Below are 22,634 nucleotides of genomic sequence, written 5' to 3'. Positions count from 1 at the left end.
AAATTTTCGGAGGAAAGTTTATGCGTCCGGATAAAAAAGATTATGCACCGTTCTACGCAGGTTATGTTGATGCGCTTGCAGGCGATAACGGTATTGAAATTCTTACCGCACAAAATCTTGAGACCCAGGAGTTGTTGAATTCATTTTCTGAATCAAAAGGGAATTATGCTTATGCTGAAGGGAAGTGGACAGTAAAAGAAGTTGTCGGGCATCTTATTGATGCCGAAAGAATTTTTGCTTACAGAGCTCTGTGTATCGCACGTGGTGAAAAGCAATCACTACCAGGTTATGATCAGAACGAGTATGTTAAAACGGGAAACTTTAACAGCCGCGAGTTATTTGATCTGAACTATGAGTTCAGGCTGCTGAGGGAATCGAATATACTTTTATTCCGGGGGTTTGATGAATTTATGTTAAACAAGCGTGGTGTAGCAAATAATTTTGAAGTGACTGTAAGGGCGTTGTTATTCATCATTGCCGGTCATGAAAAACATCATATAAAAATTCTTAAAGAAAGATACCTGGGGAATTGAGAACTCCGATTTTAGAGATGACATCTTTTAAAAAAATGTCATCTCTACTTTAAATAACTTCGTAAATCTCTTTCAGGATTTTTTCAGTAGCGCCAAGATTTTCCTGCACATAATTGAATGATACTTTCCCGAGTTTTTCTCTCAGATTTTCATTTGTCAATAATGTTCTCAGGTGCCTGTAAGCTTCTCTTTTATTATTAACAAGTAAACCGCTTCCTCTTTTTACAAGCTGCTGTGCTTCCTGCGAATTATCAATCTTTGGCCCGAACATTACCGGGATACCGTAAACAGCGGCTTCAAGCACATTGTGTATGTTCTGTTTAAAACTTCCACCGATGAATGCAAGATGTGCATAAGTATAAAGCGTAAGTAAAATTCCTACCGAATCAACAATGATGACGCGTTCATTGTTATAATTGTTCAAAGCTGAAAACCTGATTGAATTAAGCTTATTGGCAAATTCATTTTCAATTTTTTCAAGATGAACCAGTGTAGGTTCGTGTGGAGCGATAATCAATATTACATTTTCATCATACTCAGCGAGCTTTAAGAAAGCAGGGATGATAACCTCTTCATCAAGTTCCCATGTGCTTCCGGCGACAATCACTTTTTTATTTTTGAAAAGATCATCTTTGACAAGATTTCTTTCACGTGCCGTTATACTTCTTTGATAAACCCGGTCAAATCTTGTATCGCCTACTGCTTTAACCTGCTCGTCTGTACAGCCGAAATCTTTAAAGCCGTTAACATCATCTTGAGATACTGTAAGAATTTTTGTTATGTCTTTAAATAAAACTTTATGAAAATTTTTTATGAACGGATATTTCCTTGGAGATGAACTTTTCATTGTCGCGTCAACTATGTATGACGGAACGCTGTAATCATCCATTGCCCAGATGTGATTTGGCCAGATGTCGTAACGCATCAATACTGCAAGGTCTGGATGAACAATATGAATAAACCGGTTAGCGTTTGTTTTTGTATCGAAAGGAATGTACGAAACAAGATCAGCGTAAGGATATTTTTTTGAATTCTCATATCCCGACGGCGAAAAAAAAGTAATAAGAATATTTATCTTATTATCCTTTTTCAGTTCCTTAATAATTGGTTTTGCCTGTTCAAACTCACCAAGTGAAGATGAGTGGAACCAGATTAATTTTTTTGATTTATCAAGTGCCGCGGCATCGAGAATAAGTTCTTCAAATACACGTTTGCGTCCCTGAATTCCTTTTTTAGTTTTTGCATTGAAAAGCCCGATAAATCTTAATGTGATATAAAGAAATGGAATTACAAGAATATTGTAGAATAGTTTAGAAAGTATTTTCATTTTGATTTTATAAACTGCAAAATTTCCCGGAGTGCCTGCTGCGGAACGATCTCCTTCATACATTTAAAGTGTTCTTTAGGGCAGCTTTCCCTTCCAATGTGCGAACACGGTCTGCAAAATAATGATTTGTTTTCTAATATTAAATTTGGGGTGTTGTAAGGAGCAAAACCAAATTCCTGAACGGTTGATCCGAATATAACAGTAACAGGAATTCCGACCGCGCACGCTGTATGCATTAATCCGGAATCGTTACAGACAATCATTTTACAGATTTTCATATCAGCCGCAGTCTGCAGCAGTTCATCATCATTTGAAAGATCGATAGATGAATTTATTTCATTTGAAATTTCTTTACATAATTTTCTGTCGTCTTTACCGCCGAAAAGCAGAACTGTATAATTCTCTTTTGTTAAAAGATTTCCAAGTTCAACAAAATATTCTTTCAGCCATTGTTTGGTAAAATGTTTTGCGCCGGGACAAAAACCTACGTAGTTGGTTCCGTTTTGTAATCTAATATCCGGTTGATTGTTTGTATGAAGTTCCAATCCTTTTTCATCAAGCTCTAATCCTTCAATTGAATTTGAATACCTTGCAGTGATCGGAGTTTTTTCTTTCAAAAGATTAATCTTAAAATTTACCAGCAGGAACTTTGCAAGATTAGGTTTATGGAATTTTACTAATGGGGCGTTAACCTGCCGCCGGATTTTTAATGAGCGAAGATTGTTCTGCAGATCAATTACAAGATCATATTTGGTATTACTGAAATCAGGCAAGCCAAAATTATTTTTCTCTTGTGTTGAATCATACTCAAATAAATTTGAGACGTGAGGATTAAATCTTAACGCATCGGCAAATTGTTTTTTCACTATGAAGTCGATCTGAATTTCGGGATTCTGTTTTTTCAGTGATCTCAGAAGAGGTGTTGTGAGCAGAACATCGCCCAAAGAACTCATGCGTATAATGAGCACTTTATTTAAGTGTTTAATATTCAAACAAAAATAAAAATGATGAATAAATTTTAGGGGAAATCTACACAAATAGATGAAGTTCTTCCACATTTAAGTTGCGGGTGAAGGGCATCAATCCTATTTTTGTAACAAAAATTAAGGAAACTTTATGTCAACATTACCTCCTCCGGCAACAAAAAAATTTCCGGAAGATTCAGTCGAAGCCCAGGTTTATAAAATTGTAAATGACTTTAAAGAATTTATGCCGGTTGATAATGACCGCAACAGGCTGGGGTTCGGATTATATAAGTTTGTAATGGGTGAAGGCGATCATCCTAAAATTCTGCTTAAGACATCTCAGATAAGAGTTGAAGGAATATCTGAAGAAGCACTCGCCGATAAAATTGCGGCGGAGCTTGCCAAGATTAAGAAGTAAACACACTTGAATCTTAGAATTTCTGTGAAGTACCAAAAGTTTATCCTCTAATCACTCTTTAAATTTTCTATTTATGAGTCTCGGACAAATCAAATCAACTGCTAAATCTGGGAAGGAATTCCTGACAGTTCATGGAGAGAAAACTAATTTTAAGTTGCTTGATTTTTGGATTTGGACTGCTTCAGATATTGTAAGTAATGCAATCAGAGGAAAATTTGCAGAATTCATTGTAGGAACAGCAGTCGGAATTAATTTTGATAATGTTAGAACTGAATGGGATGCTTTTGATTTACTTACACCTGATGGCAAAAAAATTGAGGTAAAATCTTCATCGTATTTACAGAGTTGGTGTCAAAAAAAATTTTCATCTATTTTATTTTCTATAAAACCTGCCAGATATTGGGATGCGAGTACAAATATTCAGGAAATCAGTCCTAAAAGACATGCAGATGTTTACGTGTTTTGTTTGTTGAAACACAAAGTGCAGGAGACTTTAGATCCTTTGAAAATGGAGCAATGGGATTTTTATGTGCTTCCTACTTTTAAACTTGATTTGCACAAAAAGAGTGAATCTTCAATCACTTTAAACTCACTCAAAAAATTAACTTCGTCTGTGAATTATCATGATCTTAGAATTGAAATCGACAATGCCTATCATATTCAACAATCTTATAAAGAATCAGATTAAACTTTATAATTTTTAATAGTATAGAACTAATTGAGTTATGACTATAAGCGTTTTAATGTATTAACGAAGTTAATCGGACTCAAACTCAAATTATTGAGTCCCACTGTATAGTGCAACCTTTTAATTTATAGTATCCTCTCCTGGTTAAAATTAATTTTTAAAGTTGAACTGCCAACCGGAAAAAAGAACTCAAGAGTCTTTGCATCTTTATTTACAGGGAAGAATACAACACCGTTTATACTTTCGTTTTTTCTTAGAGTAGTTTTTCTCAAAGCGAGTATTTCCCAGATATATGATGACGATTCTAGTGATTCAGAAATTTTTTGATTTCTTACATCGTCAAGAAATTCTTCCCGTTCAAGATCCTGGTAATTTCGATCAAAATTTTCACTTGTTTCACGATCACCTTTAACAAGAGCAGCAGTCTGCCCAACGGCATTAAGGAAATACCCAAATGCGTATGACATCTTCTCTGTTTCCACCCGACTCTGATTTAACGCATACTTTTTTTGCAGGTCAAGAATAGTAGATTCTGGATCACGGGCATTGACAATTACAGGATTCTTTCTGGACTTCGGATCAATAAGGCTATAGTAAAATTTCTGCGGATCTACAAGCAGAGCAGAGTCTGATGTATTTAATACATCAACATCAAACAGGTAATTATCTGATGAAGTTCTGTCAAAAGATAATTGAATAGAAACAATTTCATTTTCAATTGTCATAATTTGTTTACCTTTATACCATTCGGTTTCATGTGAATCAGCGGTTAGTTTCAAAACTGCATTTGGCGGTACGTGACATTGAATAAAAATTAGTGTGAAAAGGACAGGCAGGTATTTAGAGTTGATAAATAAAGCTTTCATTTTTTCCTCCCGATATTTTTTCTCCCTTGGCAAATTTGATACCATTTTAAAACCCGATTGATGTAAAACAACAACGACAGGGGAACAAACTTTGTATATTCAACTAAAATTATTTGTAGAAATTAATTGACATGCGGCAGGACAAAAATTGACAACTAACAATTAAATTTATTTTTACAAATAAAAAACCCGCTCAACAGAGCGGGTCAAATAAATTCTGACTTCTTTACTTCACTCCCTGCTCAACTAATTCTTCTTTCGCCATAAACTCTTCTACCATCTTAACATCTTCTTCACTACCAATAAAGATAGGTGTTCTTTGATGAAGCGAAGATGGTTTAACTTCAAGTATTCTCTGCTTACCATTTGAAGCTCTTCCACCGGCAGCCTCAACAATAAATGACATAGGGTTACACTCATACATCAATCTTAATTTGCCGTTTGGACTTCTTGAATCAGCAGGATACATAAATATTCCTCCGTACAACAAGTTACGATGAATATCGGCAACCATTGATCCGATGTACCTGGAAGAGTATGGTCTGCTTGTTGTTTTGTCTTCCTCCTGCAAATACTTGATGTATTTTTTTAAGCCCGGGTGCCAGTAAAGATAATTGCCTTCATTGATACTGTAAATTTTAGATTTCTTCGGTGTTTTCATGTTGGGATGTGAAAGAAGAAACTCTCCGAATGAAGGATCAAGAGTGAATCCGTGTGCACCGTGACCTGCAGAATAGACAAGTATTGTGCTTGAGCCATAAACAATATATCCAGCGGCAACCTGGTACATTCCCTGCTGCAGACAATCTTCGAGAGTTCCGGGTTTACCGTCAGGAGTTATTCTCCTGTAAATTGAAAATATTGTTCCGATACTAATGTTAGCATCAATATTTGATGAGCCATCAAGCGGATCGAAAAGCAGGACGTACTTTCCAATGTTGAACCTGTCTGGAATGTGTATTATATCTTCCTCCTCCTCAGATGCCATTACGCAAAGATGTCCCCCGTGATCCATTGCTCTGAACATCATATCGTGAGCAAACATATCAAGTTTTTTTACCTGCTCACCGTGAACGTTACTGTCACCTGTGAAACCAAGTATATCAACCAGACCCGCTTTGTTTACTTCAAGTGAAATGACTTTTGCTGCGAGTGACAGATCTGATAACAGCTTTGACAATTCTCCTGTCGCTTCAGGATGTAGTTTTTCCCCTTCAATAATGTGACGGGCAAGCGTCATGAACCGGACTTTTTCCATTGATTGCTCTCCTCTCAATTAATATGGAATTATTAAACGGCTTTTGTTATTTCCTGATCTTTATATTGAAGCTGATACAATTTATAATAAATTCCGCGTTTAGCAAGAAGTTCCTGGTGAGTTCCTGTTTCTCTTAACTCACCTTTGTGCATAACAATTATTTTATCCGCGCTTTGTATAGTTGAAAGTCTGTGAGCAATTACAATTGCGGTTCTTCCGACTAAAAGTTTTTCAATCGCTCTTTGAATAAGCTGTTCTGTTTCCGTATCAACACTTGAAGTTGCTTCATCAAGAATGAGAATGCGTGGATCATAAGCTAATGCGCGGGCAAAAGAGATTAACTGTTTTTGTCCAACGCTTAATGTTGCGCCGCGTTCTTTTACTATTTCAGAATATTTGCCGGGAAGTGTTTCGATGAATTTGTCGGCACCCACATATTTTGCTGCTGCAATAATTCTCTCTTCAGGAATATCGTCGTTGCCAAGATTTATATTATTCTTTATATCTCCTGAAAAAAGAAAAACATCCTGAAGTACGATTGAAATATATTTCCTCAGTTCACGTTTGTCTAAATTCCTGATATCAATTCCATCCAATAAAATTGAGCCTTTGCTGATGTCATAAAATCTTGTAAGAATATTAATGATGCTTGTTTTGCCGGCGCCTGTGTGACCGACAATCGCAACAGTTTCACCTGGTTTTATACTGAATGAAATATCTTTAAGTACATAGTCATCGTTATTATAAGCGAACCAGACATTCTTAAAATCTATTCCGCCTTTTACACCATTTAATGTAACAGGGCTTTCAGGATTTTTAATAAATGTTTTATCATCAAGCAGTTTAAAGATTCTTTCAGATGATGCCATAGCGGTCTGCATAATGTTATACTTTTCCGATAGATCTCTTATCGGTCTGAAAAACATTTCTGTGTATTGAATGAAAGCGAACAAAACACCAAGTGTTAGTGTGCCCTGTATTATCTCACCGCCGCCATACCAGATGATAAGTGCAATAGCAATTGAGCTTAACAATTCCACACCGGGGAAAAATACTGCGTAATAAAAAATTGATTTAATGTTCGCAGTCCTGTAATCATTATTAATATCGGAAAATCTTTTCAGTTCATCTTTTTCTTTATGGAATATCTGAACAACATTCATCCCGGTTACGTGTTCCTGCATATAAGCATTTAATCTTGCAAGGTGAAGTCTTACATCCCTGTAACTCTCACGTACTTTTTTTCTGAACAGAAATGTTCCGTAAATCAAAACAGGCAGAACAGAAAGTGTAACTAATGAAAGGGGAATGTCCATGAAGAACATAAAACCAAGTATCCATAAGATGATAAACACATCGCTGAACACCATTACAATGCCGGATGAAAATAATTCATTTAAAGATTCAACATCATTTGTAGTACGTGTAACAAGCCTGCCGATAGGTGTTTTATCAAAATATTTCAGAGCAAGTTTCTGCGTATGTGCGAAAATTTGTGAACGCAAATCATAAATAGTTTTTTGTCCGAGTAGCTGAGTGTAGTAAGTTAAAAAGTATTGTATCGCCGCCTGAAACATAAGTGAAGCAAACAACGCAATACTTATGTACAACAAACCATTGTAGTTGGAGTGAGCAATGTAATCATCAATGGCGATCTTTGTAAGATATGGTCGAAGCGGACCTAACGCAGCTACCACAACATTAAAAAATATTGCGAAGATAACATACTTCTTATACGGTTTAATGTAGCCTAACAAACGCCGCATCAAACGGGAGTCATACGCTTTACCCAATACTTCATCATCGTTTTTATAATCGTTAGCCATAACTTAAAATCAATTTAATTCTTCTAATTCTTTTTCGAGTAATTGTTTGAAATGCAGATCAGCATAAATTCCGCCAAGGTTTACAAGTTGTTCGTGAGTTCCTTCTTCTTTTATTGTTCCGTTTGACAGAACAATAATTTTATCCGCATCTTTCACAGTTGAAATCCTATGACTGATAATAATACTTGTCCTATTTTTCATAAACTGTTTTAGATTTTTCAGGATTTCTTCCTCTGTATGTGTATCAACTGCTGAGAAGGAATCATCAAGTATTAATATTTTAGGATCAATAGCTAATGCTCTTGCCAGTGACGCTCTTTGTTTCTGTCCGCCGGAAAAAGTTATTCCGCGTTCACCAACCATTGTGCTGTAACCTTGCGGGAATGATTCCACATCTTTATCAAACTGTGCTATTGAAGAAACTTGTTTTATTCGTTCTTCATTAACATTTCTTAAACCATAAGAAAGATTATTCATAACGGTATCAGAAAATAAAAATGATTCCTGCTGAACAACACCGATTTTTGTTCTTAATATTGAAACAGAAATGTCTTTTACATTAATGCCATCAATAAGCAGTTCTCCGCCGGTTACATCATATAACCTGGGAATAAGATTAATGAAAGAAGTTTTTCCCGAGCCTGTATAACCCATTATAGCTGTGGTAGAACCAACAGGGATTTTCAAATTTATATTTTTTAATACATCAGGAAGGTTCTCGCTGTATCTGAAACTAACATTATTAACAGTTATTTCACCTTTAATATCTTTGACTTCGTGCTTTGTTGATTCAGAGTCGTGTATTTCAAATGGTTCAGCAAATATTTTATTAATTCGTTTCATACTTGCCTCACCCTGCTGGACAATATTAATTACCCATCCGAATGCGATCATAGGCCAGATAAGAATTCCGAGATAAATTATAAATGCGGTCATCTCACCGAGTGTAAGAGTTTTGTTAATCACATTTGTCCCACCTAACCAGATAACGAGTATAATTGACAATCCGGTTATAAGCACAAGTATAGGCATTATCAAGGCTTGTACTCTTACAAGGTTCATATTTGTTCCAAGATAGTCGCGGCTCATTTCATTGAATTTATTTATTTCATGATCTTCGCGAACATAAGATTTGATAACTCTTATTCCAGAAAAATTTTCCTGAGCTTTGGTTGTCAGTTCAGCAAACTTCTCCTGGATCTTTGTGTACTTGGCATGAATTAATTTTCCAACTCTGAAAACTCCATACGATAAAAGCGGAAGAGGAATTAAAGCGTATATGGTCAGACGGACATCTATTGATAACATTATTCCGATCACCATTAAAAATCTTATCAACGTATCTGTCGAGTACATCACTGCGGGACCGAGAAATGTTCTCACTGCGTTTATATCATTTGTTGCATGCGCCATAATATTCCCTGTAGAGTTATTCTGAAAATATCTCAACGGAAGTTTTTGTATATGTTCCCAGAAATCATGACGCAGATCATATTCAATCTCTCTTGAAACAACAATAATAGTTTGACGAATCAGGAATCTGAAAATACCAGCGACCAATGAAGTGATTACTATCCAGGTGCCGTAAAAAATCAGATCGTTTGTTGTTGCAACTTTTTCGAGAACGTTAATTGCATCTTTAAGAAGTATAGGGAGAAGTACAGTCCCTGCATTTGATAAAAGAATAAATAAAAATCCCCAAAGGAGTTTTGATTTATAACGGGTAAAATATTTTTTTAGTTTATATAAGTTTTTCATTAATAAATATTAGTAGGAATTGTACACTGATTTTTATGATTGAATAAGATCAGGTATGGTCTGAAAAAATCAGAGTTAAAAACTTAAATCAGTGTACTATTTTTTTCTGATTAGTCGATGATCTCAAATCCGGTGTACTTCTGAAGTACTTTCGGAACAATAATTTTACCTTCAGGAGTCTGATAGTTTTCAAGCAGTGAAACCATCAGTCTGCTTGTGGCTAAACCTGAACCATTAAGTGTATGAACAAACTCGGGTTTCTTCGTTGCTTCATTCCTGAAACGGATGTTTGCTCTTCGTGCCTGGAAATTTTCAAAGTTACTGCATGATGAAGCTTCAAGCCAACGGTTTTCTGCTGGAGACCAGGTTTCTATATCATAACACTTTGCAGCAGAGAAACTCAAATCACCGGTACACAACATTAAAATCCTGTAAGGTATTTTTAATGCCTGCAAAACATCTTCGGCATCTTTTACTAACAGTTCAAGTTCATCAAAAGAAGTTTCCGGTTTAACGAACTTAACCATCTCTACTTTGTTGAACTGGTGAACGCGCAAAAATCCTTTTGATTCTTTTCCATAAGATCCGGCTTCACGTCTGAAACATGCTGAATATCCTACATACTTAAGAGGCAATTCCTGCTCACTTAAAATGTCGTTACGGTAAATATTTGTAATCGGAACCTCTGCAGTTGGAATAGGGAAGAGTCCGTCTTTTTCGATGTTGTACATGTCTTCTTCCATCTTCGGGATTTGTCCGGTTCCCTTCATTGAGTCGCGGTTAACAAGGAACGGCGGAAATACTTCACTGTAACCATGTTGTGTAAGATGAAGGTCGAGCATAAAATTAATCAATGCTCTTTCCAGTGTTGCGCCTTTACCAAGATAAAGCGGGAAACCTGAACCTGAAATTTTTGCGCCTCGTTCAAAGTCGAGTATCTTTAATTTTTTACCAAGTTCAATGTGATCTAAAACTTTTTCTTCTTTATTAAATGAAAACCCTTCCGGCAGCCATTGTCTTACTTCAACATTATCTGCCGCTGATTTTCCAACAGGTACACTTGAGTGAGGAAGATTGGGAATGTACATCAGGATATCATTTAACTTTTCTTCAACATCTTTTAGCTGGGAATCAAGATCAGTTATTTCATCTGAAACTTTTTTCATTTCAACCAGAACGGAAGTTGTATCCTGCCCTGCCTTTTTCATTTGCGGAATTTGCGCGCTTACCTGGTTGCGTTTTGCTTTCAGTTCGTCGGTCTTTAAGATGAAGTTTCTTCTTTGCTCATCAAGGGCGAGTATCTCATCAACTCTGTCCTTTTCATTTTTGTTGATGATACCTTGTTTTACTAGTTCAGGATTCTCGCGGATATATTTTAGGTCTAACATTTTATTCCTTTTTTAACCACTAAGGCACTAAGAACACATAGTTTCACTTAGTGCTTCTTAGTGAACTAAGTGTCTTAGTGGTTAGTTTTATTTTACTACTATGTTATAAATTTTATTCTTTACGAATATTTCTTTCACTATTGTTTTGCCGTCAGTGAATTTGGTTACTTTCTCATCGGCGAACACTATTGATTTAACGGCATCCTGCTCACTGTTCATTGCAACACTGATTGTTGAACGGAGTTTGCCGTTAACCTGAACAGCAATATTAACAGTATCTTCAATCAATGCAGCGGGATCAAATTCAAACCAAACGGGTTTTTCAAAAAGCGATTTTTCATTTCCTAATATGTTCCAGCATTCCTCCCCAAGATGCGGTGCAACAGACGCAAGCATTACTGCAAACCGTTCAAGCACATAAGTACGGATTTGTTCTCTGCAACTCTCGATTGATTTTATTTCATTCAACAATTCCATCAATGCGGCAATTGCAGTATTAAACCTGAAATTGTTTACTTCATCTTCATACTTTTTGATTGTCTGGTTAACTTTTCTGTAAAGCGATTTCTCAGCATCATTGAGCGATTGTAAATCATACTTTATATCAGCAAAGTTGCTCTTACTAAAATCTTTATGATTCAGAAAAACATCATAGGATCTTTGAACGAACCTATCTGTTCCCGAAATTCCTTTATCACTCCAATCTCCGCCAAGTTCGTAAGGACCCATAAACATCAGGTAAAGTCTGAAAACATCAGCTCCAAATTTTACAGTGAACTCATCGGGGTTAACAATATTTCCTTTTGACTTTGACATCTTTGCGCCGTCATTCGTAATTGTTCCCTGGTGAACAAGAGTTTGAAATGGTTCATCACTGTTGACCATTTTCATATCACGTAAAAATTTGTGAATGAATCGTGCGTACAGCAAATGCATTACAGCGTGTTCGGCACCACCGACATACATATCGACCGGTGTCCATTTTTCAGCAAGTGTATCATCAAACATTTTGTCAGATATTTTAGGATTCAGATACCTGAGGTAATACCATGATGAATCAACAAATGTATCCATCGTGTCAGGATCACGTTTTGAATCAGTGCCGCACTTAGGACATTTAACATTCATGAACTTCTGATTTGAAGTTAACGGAGATTCTCCTGTTGGTTTAAATTCAACTTCATAAGGAAGTTCGACAGGCAACTCATCTTGGCTAACTGCTACTTCACCGCAATTAGGGCAGTGAATTATTGGTATCGGTGTTCCCCAATATCGTTGACGTGAAATTAGCCAATCTCTCAACCGGTAATTTATTTTACTTTTTCCGATTCCTTTTTCTTCGAGCCAGGAAATCATTTTTTGTTTAGCATCAGCGACATAAAGTCCGTTTAAAAAATCACTTTCGATTGCCGGACCATCTTCAGTAAAAGCTTTTCCTTCAAATCCTTCTGATGGCTGAACGGTTCTTAAAATCGGCAGATTAAATTTTTCGGCAAATTCCCAATCACGCTCATCCTGTCCCGGAACAGCCATTATAGCGCCTGTACCGTATGTTGTTAAAACATAATCTGCAATCCAGATAGGAATTTTTTTATTGTTAGCCGGATTGATTGCATACGCTCCGGTAAACACTCCTGTTTTTTCTTTCACGGTTGAAGTTCTGTCAATCTCGGTCATTGATTTGATAGAATCTTTGTAAGCTTCAACGGCATTTTTATTTTCAGGTGTAGTTATCTGGACAACTAAAGAATGTTCCGGTGCAAGAACCATGTATGTTGCACCGAAAAGAGTATCCGGTCTGGTAGTAAAAACTTTTATACCATTTTCAGTTCCGTCTATCTTGAAATGAACTTCAGCTCCGACACTTTTGCCGATCCAGTTGCGCTGCATGGATTTGGTTTTTTCTGGCCAGTTTATTTTATCAAGTCCCTGCAGAAGTTCTTCGGCATAGTCGGTTATTTTAAAAAACCACTGCGTAAGATTTTTTTGGATAACAACTGTTCCGCATCGCTCACAAGTACCGTCATTCAAAACCTGTTCATTTGCGAGAACGGTATTGTCTTTAGGACACCAGTTCACGGGTGCATTTTTTCTGTACGCTAATCCTTTTTTGTAGAGTTGCAGAAATAACCATTGATTCCATTTATAATATTCCGGAACACATGTCATTAACTCAGCGTTCCAGTCGTACATACATCCCATTCGTTTTAACTGGTCACGTATGTCGGCAATATTTTTTATTGTGCTGTCATAAGGGTGAATACCTGTTTTGATTGCATAATTTTCAGCAGGTAAACCAAAGGCATCGTAACCCATCGGTTCAAATACATTATAACCTTTTAGCTTTTTGAATCTAGCCCAGGTATCGGTTGGACCGTAGTTATACCAATGTCCGCAGTGCAGTTTTGCACCGGAAGGATAAATGAACATTACGAGGGTATAAAGTTTTTCTTTATCGTTTGAAAAATCAGTTCTATAAATTTTATTTTCTTCCCAGAATTTTTGCCACCGGGATTCAACTTCGGCAAATGGATATCGCATAAATCAATTCAATATTATTTTAAAAATCGGGGAGAAATTTACCGAAAAAGGGAGGTAATTCAAATTTAGAGAATGATGTTCTCAAAGCTGAAGTGTGCCCGATAAATTGTAAATTTATCGGGCATCACAATTAAAACTGTACAGCAACTATATCAATACCAAAACTTATTAGATCAGGCCCTATATAAGTCGCTCTGAAATTAAATCTGTCATAGAGCAGGTAGTTTAGAGTAATAAACGGCGCTACTTCTGATTCAGAAATATTGTAGTTTTTATTAATTGGTGATGTATCATAATCCCCCGGTTCATCAGAGTTAAAAACTTCGGGGTTTTCATCCCTTTTAACGCTCGTTGAGTAATCAAGGTTGAAATTAGAGTAACTTATACCAATTTCTGCTGACAAATCCCGAAAGATCCACATCACGGGTAATGATGCCATCACTTGAAAATATCGTTTGTTTGAAAAAGAAATATCTTCTGCAATTATATTTCCACGAAATGCTTTTCGTCCCGGGAGAATAGTATCTAAATATCTAATCCTTGGATAATTGCTTCTATTTTCGGCTACTGTTCCAACACCATATAAGAACACAAACTTCAAGTATGATAGCATGGATTTTTTTTCCACAAGCTTTAATTTAAATCCAATACCGGCATTAAAATTATTTCTAGCCTCGACTTTTAAATTGTATGTGTTTGGTCCTGCATAAAATGGAAATCTTTCACCGGATAAATTGAAGCTTTCTTCACCATTAATGTTACCCAACAAGTAAGAACCTGTGACAAAAAGTTCATTATAAACACGGTAATCGGTTTTATAGAATTCATCAAATAATTCATATAACTCAAAATCGGTTGTATTTGCAAAATATTTGCGGTAATAACTTTTTAGGAGAAACGGATACTGCATGACAGTTGCAATTACTGAATCCTTTTCATTGTTACTGAGTGCGCCCGCATTCTCATATGCTAACGAGAGATTATTAACAATGGTTTTAGTGCGGGAATTTATCAATCGTTTGTAATCTTCAGCTTTATCAAAATTCTTATGCTCAGGAAGAGACAAATACAAAAAAACAAAATAGTCTTTTAATTGTTCATCAATCTGAATTGTTTGCTTTGTTTCTTTCATTTCAGTCCGGTCAACATCAAATTCATTATAAAGTGAAGCGATACTTCTATATTCAATCCATGAATTAACATGATCCCATGCTTCCCCCTTTATTTTTGAAATCCACTCATTACGTTCTAACGCTAATTCTTTTTCAAATGCTAGTAACTGGTTATAATGATTTGAGTCAGGGTTTGAAATATTTTGTTTAAAGCGAGCGTCGAGATATTTTATATAATAGTAAATGAGTTCAGGATTCAGCTTAGCATAGTATTGAAGACTGGCATTAATCTGTTCATGATACTCCTTGTGCTCACTTGCAATTGCCGGCAGGTAGAGAGCATAAGTGCGCGTCAGATCCTGCGGGTGGACGTTACTATAGCTTATTAAAATCAGGATTAAAATTATCAGTAGGTTTTTCATGATTTGCCCCAAAAAATAGTTTAACAATAAACTTCATAAACTCTTAAGTAAAACTAAGCAAAATATATCATGAATAAAATTTCTTTTTATTGATCAAAACTCTCTTTTATAAATCTGTATATACCCGATTTTCTTTACGACCGCTTGTCCAGCAGGACTAAGTACCCAGTCGATAAAATTTTTAACAATGCCATCCGGTTGGAATAATGTATAAAAATGAAGATACCTCGTTACAGGATATTTATCATTAATAACATTTTCTTCAGTCGGTTCAATTCCGTTTATTTTTGCATGAAGATTTTTATCGCCGTAAGCTAAACCGCCGTACCCGATTGCATTTTTATTTTCCTTAACGGCAGAAATAATTTTTTCTGTTGTCGCTTCCGTAATTGCTGAAGGTGAATATTCTTCGCCATCCAATATATGTTCCTTAAAATAAAGATATGTACCTGAATTCGGGTTACGGATAATTGCCATAACATCAGCATTATCTCCGCCCAACATATTCCAATTAGTAATACTGCCTGTGAAAATATTTTTTACTTCATCAATCTGAAAATCTTTTACAGGGTTTTGCGGATTTATAAAAATACTTAAAGCATCTTTTGCGACCAGTGTAGCCATTCCAACAGAGCCAAACTTTTCCGCTATCAGTTTTACTTCTTCAGGTTTAAGTGTTCTTGATGCAGTGCAAATATCAATTTCACCTTTGGTAAAAGAGTTTATACCGCTTGCTGTTCCGCCGCCCTCAACATAAATTGAAACACCCGGATTCAGTTTCATATATTCATCAGCGAGAGCCTGAGTTAAATACAACATAGTATCTGAGCCTTTGATCTTTATTACTTTGGAAGCTGGAATCCTGAAACTGCAGGAACTGGTAAGAAATAAGACTATCAGACATAAACAAAAAACTTTTTTCATCTATTTTCTTTCGGCGATTGATCTCAGTCGTGCACTGTTGTATGGAACACCTTCATTCCATTCAGGCACTGATTCAGAAGCAGCAAGAAGACGGCAGAATTCAAAAATTATTTTTGTGTGCTGTTCGGCTGCATCAAAGTTCATTGGCTGAGTAAGATCGTCAAACGGTGTGTGATAAACGTTTTCACTGTAATGTATAAAGAGTCTAATACCATCTTCGCGCGAAAGATTTTCATAATTCAATCCTTCTGATATAAGTATTGAAGGAATTCCTGCCTGCGCAAAAATAATCTGGTCAGATCTGGTGAAGGATTCTGATTGAATAAATTGCTCCGGAATATCTTCAACTTCAAGATTATTTCTTTTGGCGATTTCAATAAGAAAATCATTTAGTGAAGAATATTCTCTTCCAACACCAACTATACTTCTGAACCTATCGAACAATGCAATGCCATCTATGTTAACATTTGCAATTGTTTTATATAACGGAACCACCGGGTTGTTAACATAGTAAGTTGAGCCAAGCCATCCTTTTTCCTCACCGGCAGTAAGCAGAAAAACAATGGAGCGCTCCGGCTTATTTTCAGGTTTACTAAATGCTGACGCAATTTCAAGAAGTGATGCAACACCGATAGCATTATCATATACCCCGTTGTAAATAGAATCCCCGTCTACCGCAGGACCTATTCCAAGATGATCATAATGCGCAGAGATTAATAAATAGCTGTCGGAAAGTTTCTCGTTAGAACCTTTTATCATTCCTACAATATTTGCGGAGGTAAAATCTCTCTCACGGAATTCACCTTTAAAAGAAATTTTTGTTTGCAGTTCAAAACTCTTTAATGAATTCTGCTGCTGCATATTAAAAACTTCATTGATTGAAAATTCAGCGGAATGAAATAATTGTTCTGCAACATATGGACCCATTAAGACACTTAAATTACCTGAAGCAGAATATGCCAGCGTAACATCTTCAAATGCAAATTCATTAATGAGTTTTTTCCATTCACCGGCTTCCTTATACCTGATTCCGGGAATCATAATGCTTCCGCTTGCCCCTCTTGAAATGGCAATTCTCTGTTTCATTTCCGGCAGACTGTAAATCGAAGGCTTAATTCCTTCAAAATATTTTTCGTCAGTTGAAAAGGGCTCACCTTCAAGAAACACTACAATTTTATTTTCAACATTAACGGACTGATAATCATTATAATCAAACTCCGGCGCGACAATACCAAACCCCACGAATACCAGTGGCAACGGATTAGGTATAAAAGTTTGTTCCCCGGTTTTATATAATAAATAATCCTGGTTGAGCATTAGTAAACTGCTGTCTTTATCATGGTACAAAACCAAACCTGACTCGGGTTGCGGCTGGCTGGCATGCATAGGAATATATTGATAGTAAGTACCCTCATCACCAGCCGGTATCAAGTTCATTTTTTCAAATTGGGAAGCAAGATATTTTGCAGCAAGATTTCCACCCGATGTTCCCATTGATCTGCCCTCAAATAAATCACTTCCGAGTGAATCTATATGATTTTTTAATTGCGATTTTGATATCAGTCCGACACCGCCGGTTACAATTGAATCAGAAACAAATCCAAATAGTTCAGTCTGAAGAAAAATAATTATTATGAAAAGAGAAATCCGCAGTTTCATTTTACTGTAAATATTTAAATGTCAACTACCAAAAAAAAAATAAGAGAGTCAATATTTACTTTATTCTTAAAGTAAAGATAATAGCTAAATTTGGTGAGGAAATTCTGAACACTTCAGAATTTTCAGCAGAATAAACTTTTGGAGATTGAAATGGAAAAAAACAATATTCACGCATTCATAAAACAAATCGGACTATTTAAAGAATTAACTGAAGATGAAATTAAACTTATCGTGCAAAAGCTTGATTCCATCACTTACAAAAAAGATAGTTTGCTGTTCACTGAAAATAATACAAGAAAATACCTGTTCCTTATTTATGAAGGAGAAGTCGAACTAATTAAAAAATCTCCGTTTGGTGAAGAAAAAAGATTAGCACTTTTTAACAAATATGATTTCCTGGGCGAAGGAGCCCTGATGGATGATTCACCTCATTCGACATCAGCAAAAGCGCTGGTTGATACTACCGCACTTGTTCTAAGCCATGACCGGTTCTATGAATTGTTTAAGGATCATAATATTGTCGCATCAAAAATTCTGGCAAATGTGGCAAAGGTTATCTCAAGAAGAATGAGATCCACTACTACACGGGTCATTAACATTGCCGCTCAATATCAGTCAGGCAGAACAAGGACCGAACACGATCTGTTAGGCGACAGGGAAGTGCCATATGAATATTATTATGGAGTTCAAACACTGCGTGCGATTGAAAACTTTAACATCAGTGGTGTTACACTTTCATTTTATCCTTTGCTAATCGAATCGCTGGCAATGGTAAAACTCGCAGCAGCAAAAGCGAATTTTGACCTGGGACTATTATCAGCGCCCGTCACACACGCAATAGAACAGGCCTGTATTGAAATAATTAATGGAAAACTGCACAGTCATTTTGTTGTTGATATGATCCAGGGAGGTGCAGGTACATCGACAAATATGAATGCAAATGAAGTGATCGCCAACCGCGCACTTGAAATACTTGGTTATGAAAAAGGTGATTATAAATATTGTCATCCCAATAATCATGTTAATCTGTCACAATCGACTAATGACGCATATCCTACTTCAGTTAAGATTGCAATAATAAAAAGTAATTTAAAACTGATCGAAGTTCTTAAGGTATTAATTGATGCTTTGAGAAATAAAGGAAAAGAATTTTCACATATCATTAAGATGGGAAGAACACAATTACAGGATGCAGTTCCGATGACATTGGGTCAGGCTTTTGAAGCTTACGCTGCAACACTTGAAGAAGAGATAGACAGACTAGATCAGAACGCAAAACTATTCCTTGAAGTGAATATGGGTGCAACCGCAATCGGTACTGGAATAAATGCTGATCCTGATTACAGTACAAAAGTTATCAGACATCTGAAGGAAGTATCAGGATTTGAAATTGTACTTGCATCAAATTTAGTCGAGGCAACACAGGATACAGGCGCGTTCGTTATTTATTCATCTGCTGTAAAAAGATTAGCTGTAAAACTATCCAAAATGTGTAATGACTTAAGATTACTTTCATCAGGACCAAGGACCGGATTAGGAGAAATTAATTTACCGCCTATGCAGCCCGGTTCGTCAATTATGCCGGGTAAAGTAAATCCTGTTATTCCCGAAGTTGTAAATCAAATAGCTTTTAAAGTTATTGGAAATGATCTGGCTGTTACTCTTGCCGCGGAAGCGGGACAACTTGAATTGAACGTGATGGAACCGCTTATTGTTCAAAGTATTTTTGAATCAATAGAAATGCTGAAGAACGGTATGACAACGCTTGTTCACAGGTGTATTAACGGTATAACTGCAAATGAAAAAAGATGCCGTGAACTTGTTGAAAATTCTATTGGGTTAGTTACAGCATTAAATCCGATAATCGGTTATGAAGCATCAACAAAACTGGCTAAGGAAGCACTTGAAACAAATCGTGGCGTTTATGAATTGGTGCTTGAACAAAATCTATTGTCAAAAGATCAACTTGATGAAATTCTTAAACCGGAAAATATGATTGGTCCTGTGAAGTTTCAGAAGTAGTTCTAATTATAATTTATCGTACAAACCCGATCGGAAAGAATAATCAAATGTCAGTCACAGGATATGACTGACATTTGAATTAATCTATGATTACTTGAGCACCATCATCTTTTTAGTTGATGAATAACTTTCAGCTTCCAGCCGGTAAATGTACAGCCCTGAAGTTAAATCACCAGAATTGAAATCAACTTCGTACTCACCTGCATCTTTATAACCATCATAAATTGTCTGAACCTTAGTACCAAGCGCATCATAAATTGATAATCGCATCAATCCAGATTTTGCAAGGTGAAATTTTATTTTAGTTGAAGGGTTGAATGGGTTCGGGTAATTCTGAAATAACTGATATTCTGCAGGAACGGTTGTACCGGTTTCAATTATTCCTGTAGGCTGTCCAACCGTGATATAATCATCCCGCGTAAGTGTATCAGTTGTTGAACCATTCTGGACTATCAACTTCACTGTATAGATTCCTGCATCATCATAGGTGTGTTGAGGATTAGGCTGATCAGAATCAATTGTTCCATCGTTATCAAAATCCCATTTCCAGGAAGTGATTGCTGAATTAGGATCACTGAGACTATGGTCGCTGAACGAAACATTAAATGGGTAATTCCCGCTTACAGAATCGGCACTGAAGTTACATCTTAAAAATCCTGAAGGAATATTTTCATTGACAGTCAATATCTGGTTTGGGCTAATATTGGTAAGTATCTGAACATCCGACGAAGTCCATTCAATGACAACTGAGTCTATGCTTGCTGCATTTCCCAACCCGAAATGAACACGGGAAGAATTTTGTCCGTTGAAATTATTCTGAGCATTTATTTCACGCATCATCCAGACAGGATTTCCATTTACCATTGCTTTAAGTCTAACCTTCGCTCCGAGTGCATCCGGATTAGTTATTTTGCCGTTCAGTATGAACTGCATCCAGTTGTTGCCATTAGAATTTATATTTTCATACAAACCTCTTGAAGTTCCGCCGCCGGAATTATAAAAATCAATATCACCGTCTTCATCATAATCAGCTAAGGCTACACTGCGCGCGGCTCCTGAAACTGTAAAATGAGTTACGAAGGTGTCGCTGCCTTCATTAAAAAATACCTGGATATTTCCTTCGGATGTTGTGACAAGGTCAAGATCACCATCATTATCAAAATCAGCCCAGCTGTTGCTTAAATAATTGCCGCCGACTGTAAATGGAGTAGTAATTGTCTGATAAGTTCCATTGTTGTTTTTATAAAACCTGTTAACAGCACCACCATAGTTTGTTATAAATGCATCAAGATCACCGTCATTATCGTAGTCAGCTAGACTCCATACCTGACCATCCTGAAGATCGGTTCCCATCGGCAGATCATTTATTCTTTCAAAACCGATTTCTCCGGTTTCAGTAAATAAATTTCTGAAAAGAAAATCCCTCGCCGGAGTTCCAGCAGGTCCGCTTCCAATAAATAAATCCTGATCTCCATCGAGATCAAAGTCATACCATGTTGCAACCGTATATGGCGCGTGTGCAGTAGTAAACTCATATCCGGTTAAGCGTGTGAATCTTCCATCTCTGTTCGATAGCAAAAGTCTGTTTGCAAGAGCAGGGTTCCCGGTAAACCCGCTGGGATGAACCAAAAGAATATCAGCATAACCATCGTTGTTGAAATCTGACCAGGCGCATGTCCAGTCACGATTATCTTTACTTGTTCCTAATTCGCCGTCAATAACAGTTGTAAATGTATCATTGCCATCATTGCGGTAGAAACGTGTGGGAACACCAGCAACTACCACGTCAAGATCACCGTCGTGATCATAATCCGCCCAGCTTGCACCGTTGCCAAGTCCTGCTATTCCTGTGCCGAATGTCGTTGGTACTTTTGTAAATGTTCCGTCACCATTATTTCTGAACAAAGATGCTTTTGTTGCATGCAGATCCAGATCACCGTCATTGTCATAGTCAATCCAGCAAGCGCCGGAGTAGTTTGCGTCCGATAATGTCGTGACAATCGGGTTTGCGGCATCTGTTATTTTTTGAAAAATCTGTGAAGAAGATTCCGATTGAAAAAGCATTACAACAACAAAAATTATTTGATGCATCGCTGAAGAAATTAGTTTCAGTGATTTCATAATGATATCCTTTCATTAAAGTGGTTAAAATCTGATACCATTATATTGTAAAGGAGGCGAGAGTAGTATCCTGCAAATTGGGTGATTCACATAGTGGGAAAAATTAATACCTGAAAGTTATCAGATAAGTCTTTCTTTATTAGCTTTCTGAAGTGCGGCTGATTTTGAGTTCACATTCAACTTTTGATAGATATTCTTTATATGAGTGCGGACTGTTTCTTTATTTATGAAAAGTTCATCCGCAATCATAGAATAACTTTTGCCCCGCGAAAGATGAAGAAGAATTTCAGTTTCTCTTGGTGAAAGGGGAGAGGCAGTACTTTTATGGAATGAACTGATTACACGCCTTGCTATACTTGTACTCATTGGTGCCCCGCCGTTACGGACTTCATTTATCGAGTCAACAAGTTTTTGAGTCGAAATATTTTTCGTAAGATAACCGCTTGCGCCAGCGCACAATGCATCAAAAACCTTTTCATCATCTTCGTGAACTGTTACAACAATAAAATCAATTTGTGGATGAGTTTTTTTTATTCGTCTTATTCCTTCGATTCCGGAAATACCCGGCAGTTCAATATCCATCAGAATAATATCCGGCTGATCACCATCAATGTTCTTTATTGCCTCCTCGCAGGTATCGTAATCACCGGTGCAGTGGATTGAATCATTCTCTTCAATAACAGATATAAAGCCCTGACGAATGATCGAATCATCTTCAATAATAACCACCCTTGTTATTTTATCCGGCATCAGCTTAAGCACATTAAGTGAATGATAAGAGTTCGAATGTTGTTCTGAATAAAGAA

The 22,634-nt window shown here is 36.5% G+C and carries 17 protein-coding genes; 4 read left to right on the top strand and 13 right to left on the bottom strand.

Going from position 1 to position 22,634, the window contains the following annotated elements; genetic code table 11:
* The first annotated feature begins 20 nt into the window (after positions 1 to 20).
* Entirely contained in the window at positions 21 to 533 is a 513-nt protein-coding gene (locus tag IPM56_12895) for a DinB family protein (protein ID QQS35141.1), read from the top strand.
* Positions 534 to 582: 49 nt separating this feature from the next.
* On the opposite strand, the gene IPM56_12890 is transcribed toward IPM56_12895, so the two are convergent.
* Together IPM56_12890 and IPM56_12885 are read right to left on the bottom strand one after the other, a co-directional pair.
* Complete coding sequence (locus tag IPM56_12890; protein QQS38305.1) at positions 583 to 1,860, bottom strand: 3-deoxy-D-manno-octulosonic acid transferase; 1,278 nt, start codon at positions 1,858 to 1,860, stop codon at positions 583 to 585.
* Positions 1,857 to 2,813 (bottom strand): glycosyltransferase family 9 protein, encoded by a 957-nt coding sequence (locus tag IPM56_12885; GenBank protein QQS35140.1) that lies wholly within the window; start codon positions 2,811 to 2,813, stop codon positions 1,857 to 1,859. The genes IPM56_12890 and IPM56_12885 overlap by 4 nt, the downstream gene beginning before the upstream one ends.
* A gap of 163 nt (positions 2,814 to 2,976) precedes the next feature.
* On the opposite strand from IPM56_12885, the gene IPM56_12880 reads away from it, so the two are divergent.
* Together IPM56_12880 and IPM56_12875 are read left to right on the top strand one after the other, a co-directional pair.
* Entirely contained in the window at positions 2,977 to 3,243 is a 267-nt protein-coding gene (locus IPM56_12880) for a hypothetical protein (protein ID QQS35139.1), read from the top strand.
* A 73-nt stretch (positions 3,244 to 3,316) separates the two neighbouring features.
* On the top strand, positions 3,317 to 3,931 hold the full coding sequence (locus tag IPM56_12875; protein QQS35138.1) for a hypothetical protein: 615 nt from the start codon (positions 3,317 to 3,319) through the stop codon (positions 3,929 to 3,931).
* A gap of 125 nt (positions 3,932 to 4,056) precedes the next feature.
* Here IPM56_12875 and IPM56_12870 read toward each other — a convergent pair whose 3' ends face one another.
* The 9 genes from IPM56_12870 to IPM56_12830 form a co-directional block, all read right to left on the bottom strand.
* A complete protein-coding gene (locus IPM56_12870; protein ID QQS35137.1) occupies positions 4,057 to 4,797 on the bottom strand; it encodes a hypothetical protein in 741 nt (246 codons plus the stop codon).
* A 226-nt stretch (positions 4,798 to 5,023) separates the two neighbouring features.
* Positions 5,024 to 6,055, bottom strand: coding sequence for a class 1 fructose-bisphosphatase (gene fbp, locus IPM56_12865; protein ID QQS35136.1), 1,032 nt, complete (start codon positions 6,053 to 6,055; stop codon positions 5,024 to 5,026).
* A gap of 32 nt (positions 6,056 to 6,087) precedes the next feature.
* Entirely contained in the window at positions 6,088 to 7,881 is a 1,794-nt protein-coding gene (locus tag IPM56_12860) for an ABC transporter ATP-binding protein (GenBank protein QQS35135.1), read from the bottom strand.
* 9 nt (positions 7,882 to 7,890) lie between these two features.
* On the bottom strand, positions 7,891 to 9,639 hold the full coding sequence (locus tag IPM56_12855; protein QQS35134.1) for an ABC transporter ATP-binding protein: 1,749 nt from the start codon (positions 9,637 to 9,639) through the stop codon (positions 7,891 to 7,893).
* A 110-nt stretch (positions 9,640 to 9,749) separates the two neighbouring features.
* Complete coding sequence (gene serS, locus IPM56_12850; protein QQS35133.1) at positions 9,750 to 11,027, bottom strand: serine--tRNA ligase; 1,278 nt, start codon at positions 11,025 to 11,027, stop codon at positions 9,750 to 9,752.
* An 87-nt stretch (positions 11,028 to 11,114) separates the two neighbouring features.
* Positions 11,115 to 13,568, bottom strand: a complete 2,454-nt coding sequence (locus tag IPM56_12845; GenBank protein ID QQS35132.1) for a leucine--tRNA ligase — start codon at positions 13,566 to 13,568, stop codon at positions 11,115 to 11,117.
* Positions 13,569 to 13,698: 130 nt separating this feature from the next.
* On the bottom strand, positions 13,699 to 15,102 hold the full coding sequence (locus tag IPM56_12840) for a hypothetical protein (protein QQS35131.1): 1,404 nt from the start codon (positions 15,100 to 15,102) through the stop codon (positions 13,699 to 13,701).
* Between the two features lie 93 nt (positions 15,103 to 15,195).
* Positions 15,196 to 16,026: a PstS family phosphate ABC transporter substrate-binding protein gene (locus IPM56_12835; protein QQS35130.1), complete on the bottom strand. Its 831-nt coding sequence runs from the start codon at positions 16,024 to 16,026 to the stop codon at positions 15,196 to 15,198.
* Entirely contained in the window at positions 16,027 to 17,685 is a 1,659-nt protein-coding gene (locus tag IPM56_12830; protein QQS35129.1) for a M28 family peptidase, read from the bottom strand. It abuts the gene before it with no gap.
* A gap of 150 nt (positions 17,686 to 17,835) precedes the next feature.
* Here IPM56_12830 and aspA point away from each other — a divergent pair, with 150 nt between their 5' ends.
* Positions 17,836 to 19,707 carry an aspartate ammonia-lyase gene (gene aspA, locus IPM56_12825; protein QQS35128.1) on the top strand — a complete coding sequence of 624 codons (1,872 nt, stop codon included), beginning with the start codon at positions 17,836 to 17,838 and terminating at the stop codon, positions 19,705 to 19,707.
* Between the two features lie 90 nt (positions 19,708 to 19,797).
* Here the strand turns inward: aspA and IPM56_12820 are convergent, their stop codons facing one another.
* Both IPM56_12820 and IPM56_12815 read right to left on the bottom strand, forming a co-directional pair.
* Positions 19,798 to 21,828 (bottom strand): VCBS repeat-containing protein, encoded by a 2,031-nt coding sequence (locus IPM56_12820; protein ID QQS35127.1) that lies wholly within the window; start codon positions 21,826 to 21,828, stop codon positions 19,798 to 19,800.
* A gap of 120 nt (positions 21,829 to 21,948) precedes the next feature.
* The gene (locus tag IPM56_12815; GenBank protein ID QQS38304.1) at positions 21,949 to 22,578 is read right to left on the bottom strand and encodes a response regulator transcription factor; all 630 of its coding nucleotides are present in this window, start codon (positions 22,576 to 22,578) and stop codon (positions 21,949 to 21,951) included.
* Positions 22,579 to 22,634: the final 56 nt, after the last annotated feature.

It is taken from the genome of Ignavibacteriales bacterium, assembly GCA_016700155.1.
Taxonomy (GTDB): Bacteria; Bacteroidota; Ignavibacteria; order Ignavibacteriales; family Ignavibacteriaceae.
This window is presented reverse-complemented; position numbering and strand designations above follow the sequence as displayed.

Bases quoted from the DNA above. Each gene is read 5' to 3' on its own strand.
- IPM56_12895 (QQS35141.1), top strand. From the start codon at position 21: ATGCGTCCGGATAAAAAAGATTATGCACCGTTCTACGCAGGTTATGTT.
- IPM56_12890 (QQS38305.1), bottom strand. From the start codon at position 1,860: ATGAAAATACTTTCTAAACTATTCTACAATATTCTTGTAATTCCATTT.
- IPM56_12885 (QQS35140.1), bottom strand. From the start codon at position 2,813: ATGAGTTCTTTGGGCGATGTTCTGCTCACAACACCTCTTCTGAGATCA.
- IPM56_12880 (QQS35139.1), top strand. From the start codon at position 2,977: ATGTCAACATTACCTCCTCCGGCAACAAAAAAATTTCCGGAAGATTCA.
- IPM56_12875 (QQS35138.1), top strand. From the start codon at position 3,317: ATGAGTCTCGGACAAATCAAATCAACTGCTAAATCTGGGAAGGAATTC.
- IPM56_12870 (QQS35137.1), bottom strand. From the start codon at position 4,797: ATGAAAGCTTTATTTATCAACTCTAAATACCTGCCTGTCCTTTTCACA.
- fbp (QQS35136.1), bottom strand. From the start codon at position 6,055: ATGGAAAAAGTCCGGTTCATGACGCTTGCCCGTCACATTATTGAAGGG.
- IPM56_12860 (QQS35135.1), bottom strand. From the start codon at position 7,881: ATGGCTAACGATTATAAAAACGATGATGAAGTATTGGGTAAAGCGTAT.
- IPM56_12855 (QQS35134.1), bottom strand. From the start codon at position 9,639: ATGAAAAACTTATATAAACTAAAAAAATATTTTACCCGTTATAAATCA.
- serS (QQS35133.1), bottom strand. From the start codon at position 11,027: ATGTTAGACCTAAAATATATCCGCGAGAATCCTGAACTAGTAAAACAA.
- IPM56_12845 (QQS35132.1), bottom strand. From the start codon at position 13,568: ATGCGATATCCATTTGCCGAAGTTGAATCCCGGTGGCAAAAATTCTGG.
- IPM56_12840 (QQS35131.1), bottom strand. From the start codon at position 15,102: ATGAAAAACCTACTGATAATTTTAATCCTGATTTTAATAAGCTATAGT.
- IPM56_12835 (QQS35130.1), bottom strand. From the start codon at position 16,026: ATGAAAAAAGTTTTTTGTTTATGTCTGATAGTCTTATTTCTTACCAGT.
- IPM56_12830 (QQS35129.1), bottom strand. From the start codon at position 17,685: ATGAAACTGCGGATTTCTCTTTTCATAATAATTATTTTTCTTCAGACT.
- aspA (QQS35128.1), top strand. From the start codon at position 17,836: ATGGAAAAAAACAATATTCACGCATTCATAAAACAAATCGGACTATTT.
- IPM56_12820 (QQS35127.1), bottom strand. From the start codon at position 21,828: ATGAAATCACTGAAACTAATTTCTTCAGCGATGCATCAAATAATTTTT.
- IPM56_12815 (QQS38304.1), bottom strand. From the start codon at position 22,578: ATGCCGGATAAAATAACAAGGGTGGTTATTATTGAAGATGATTCGATC.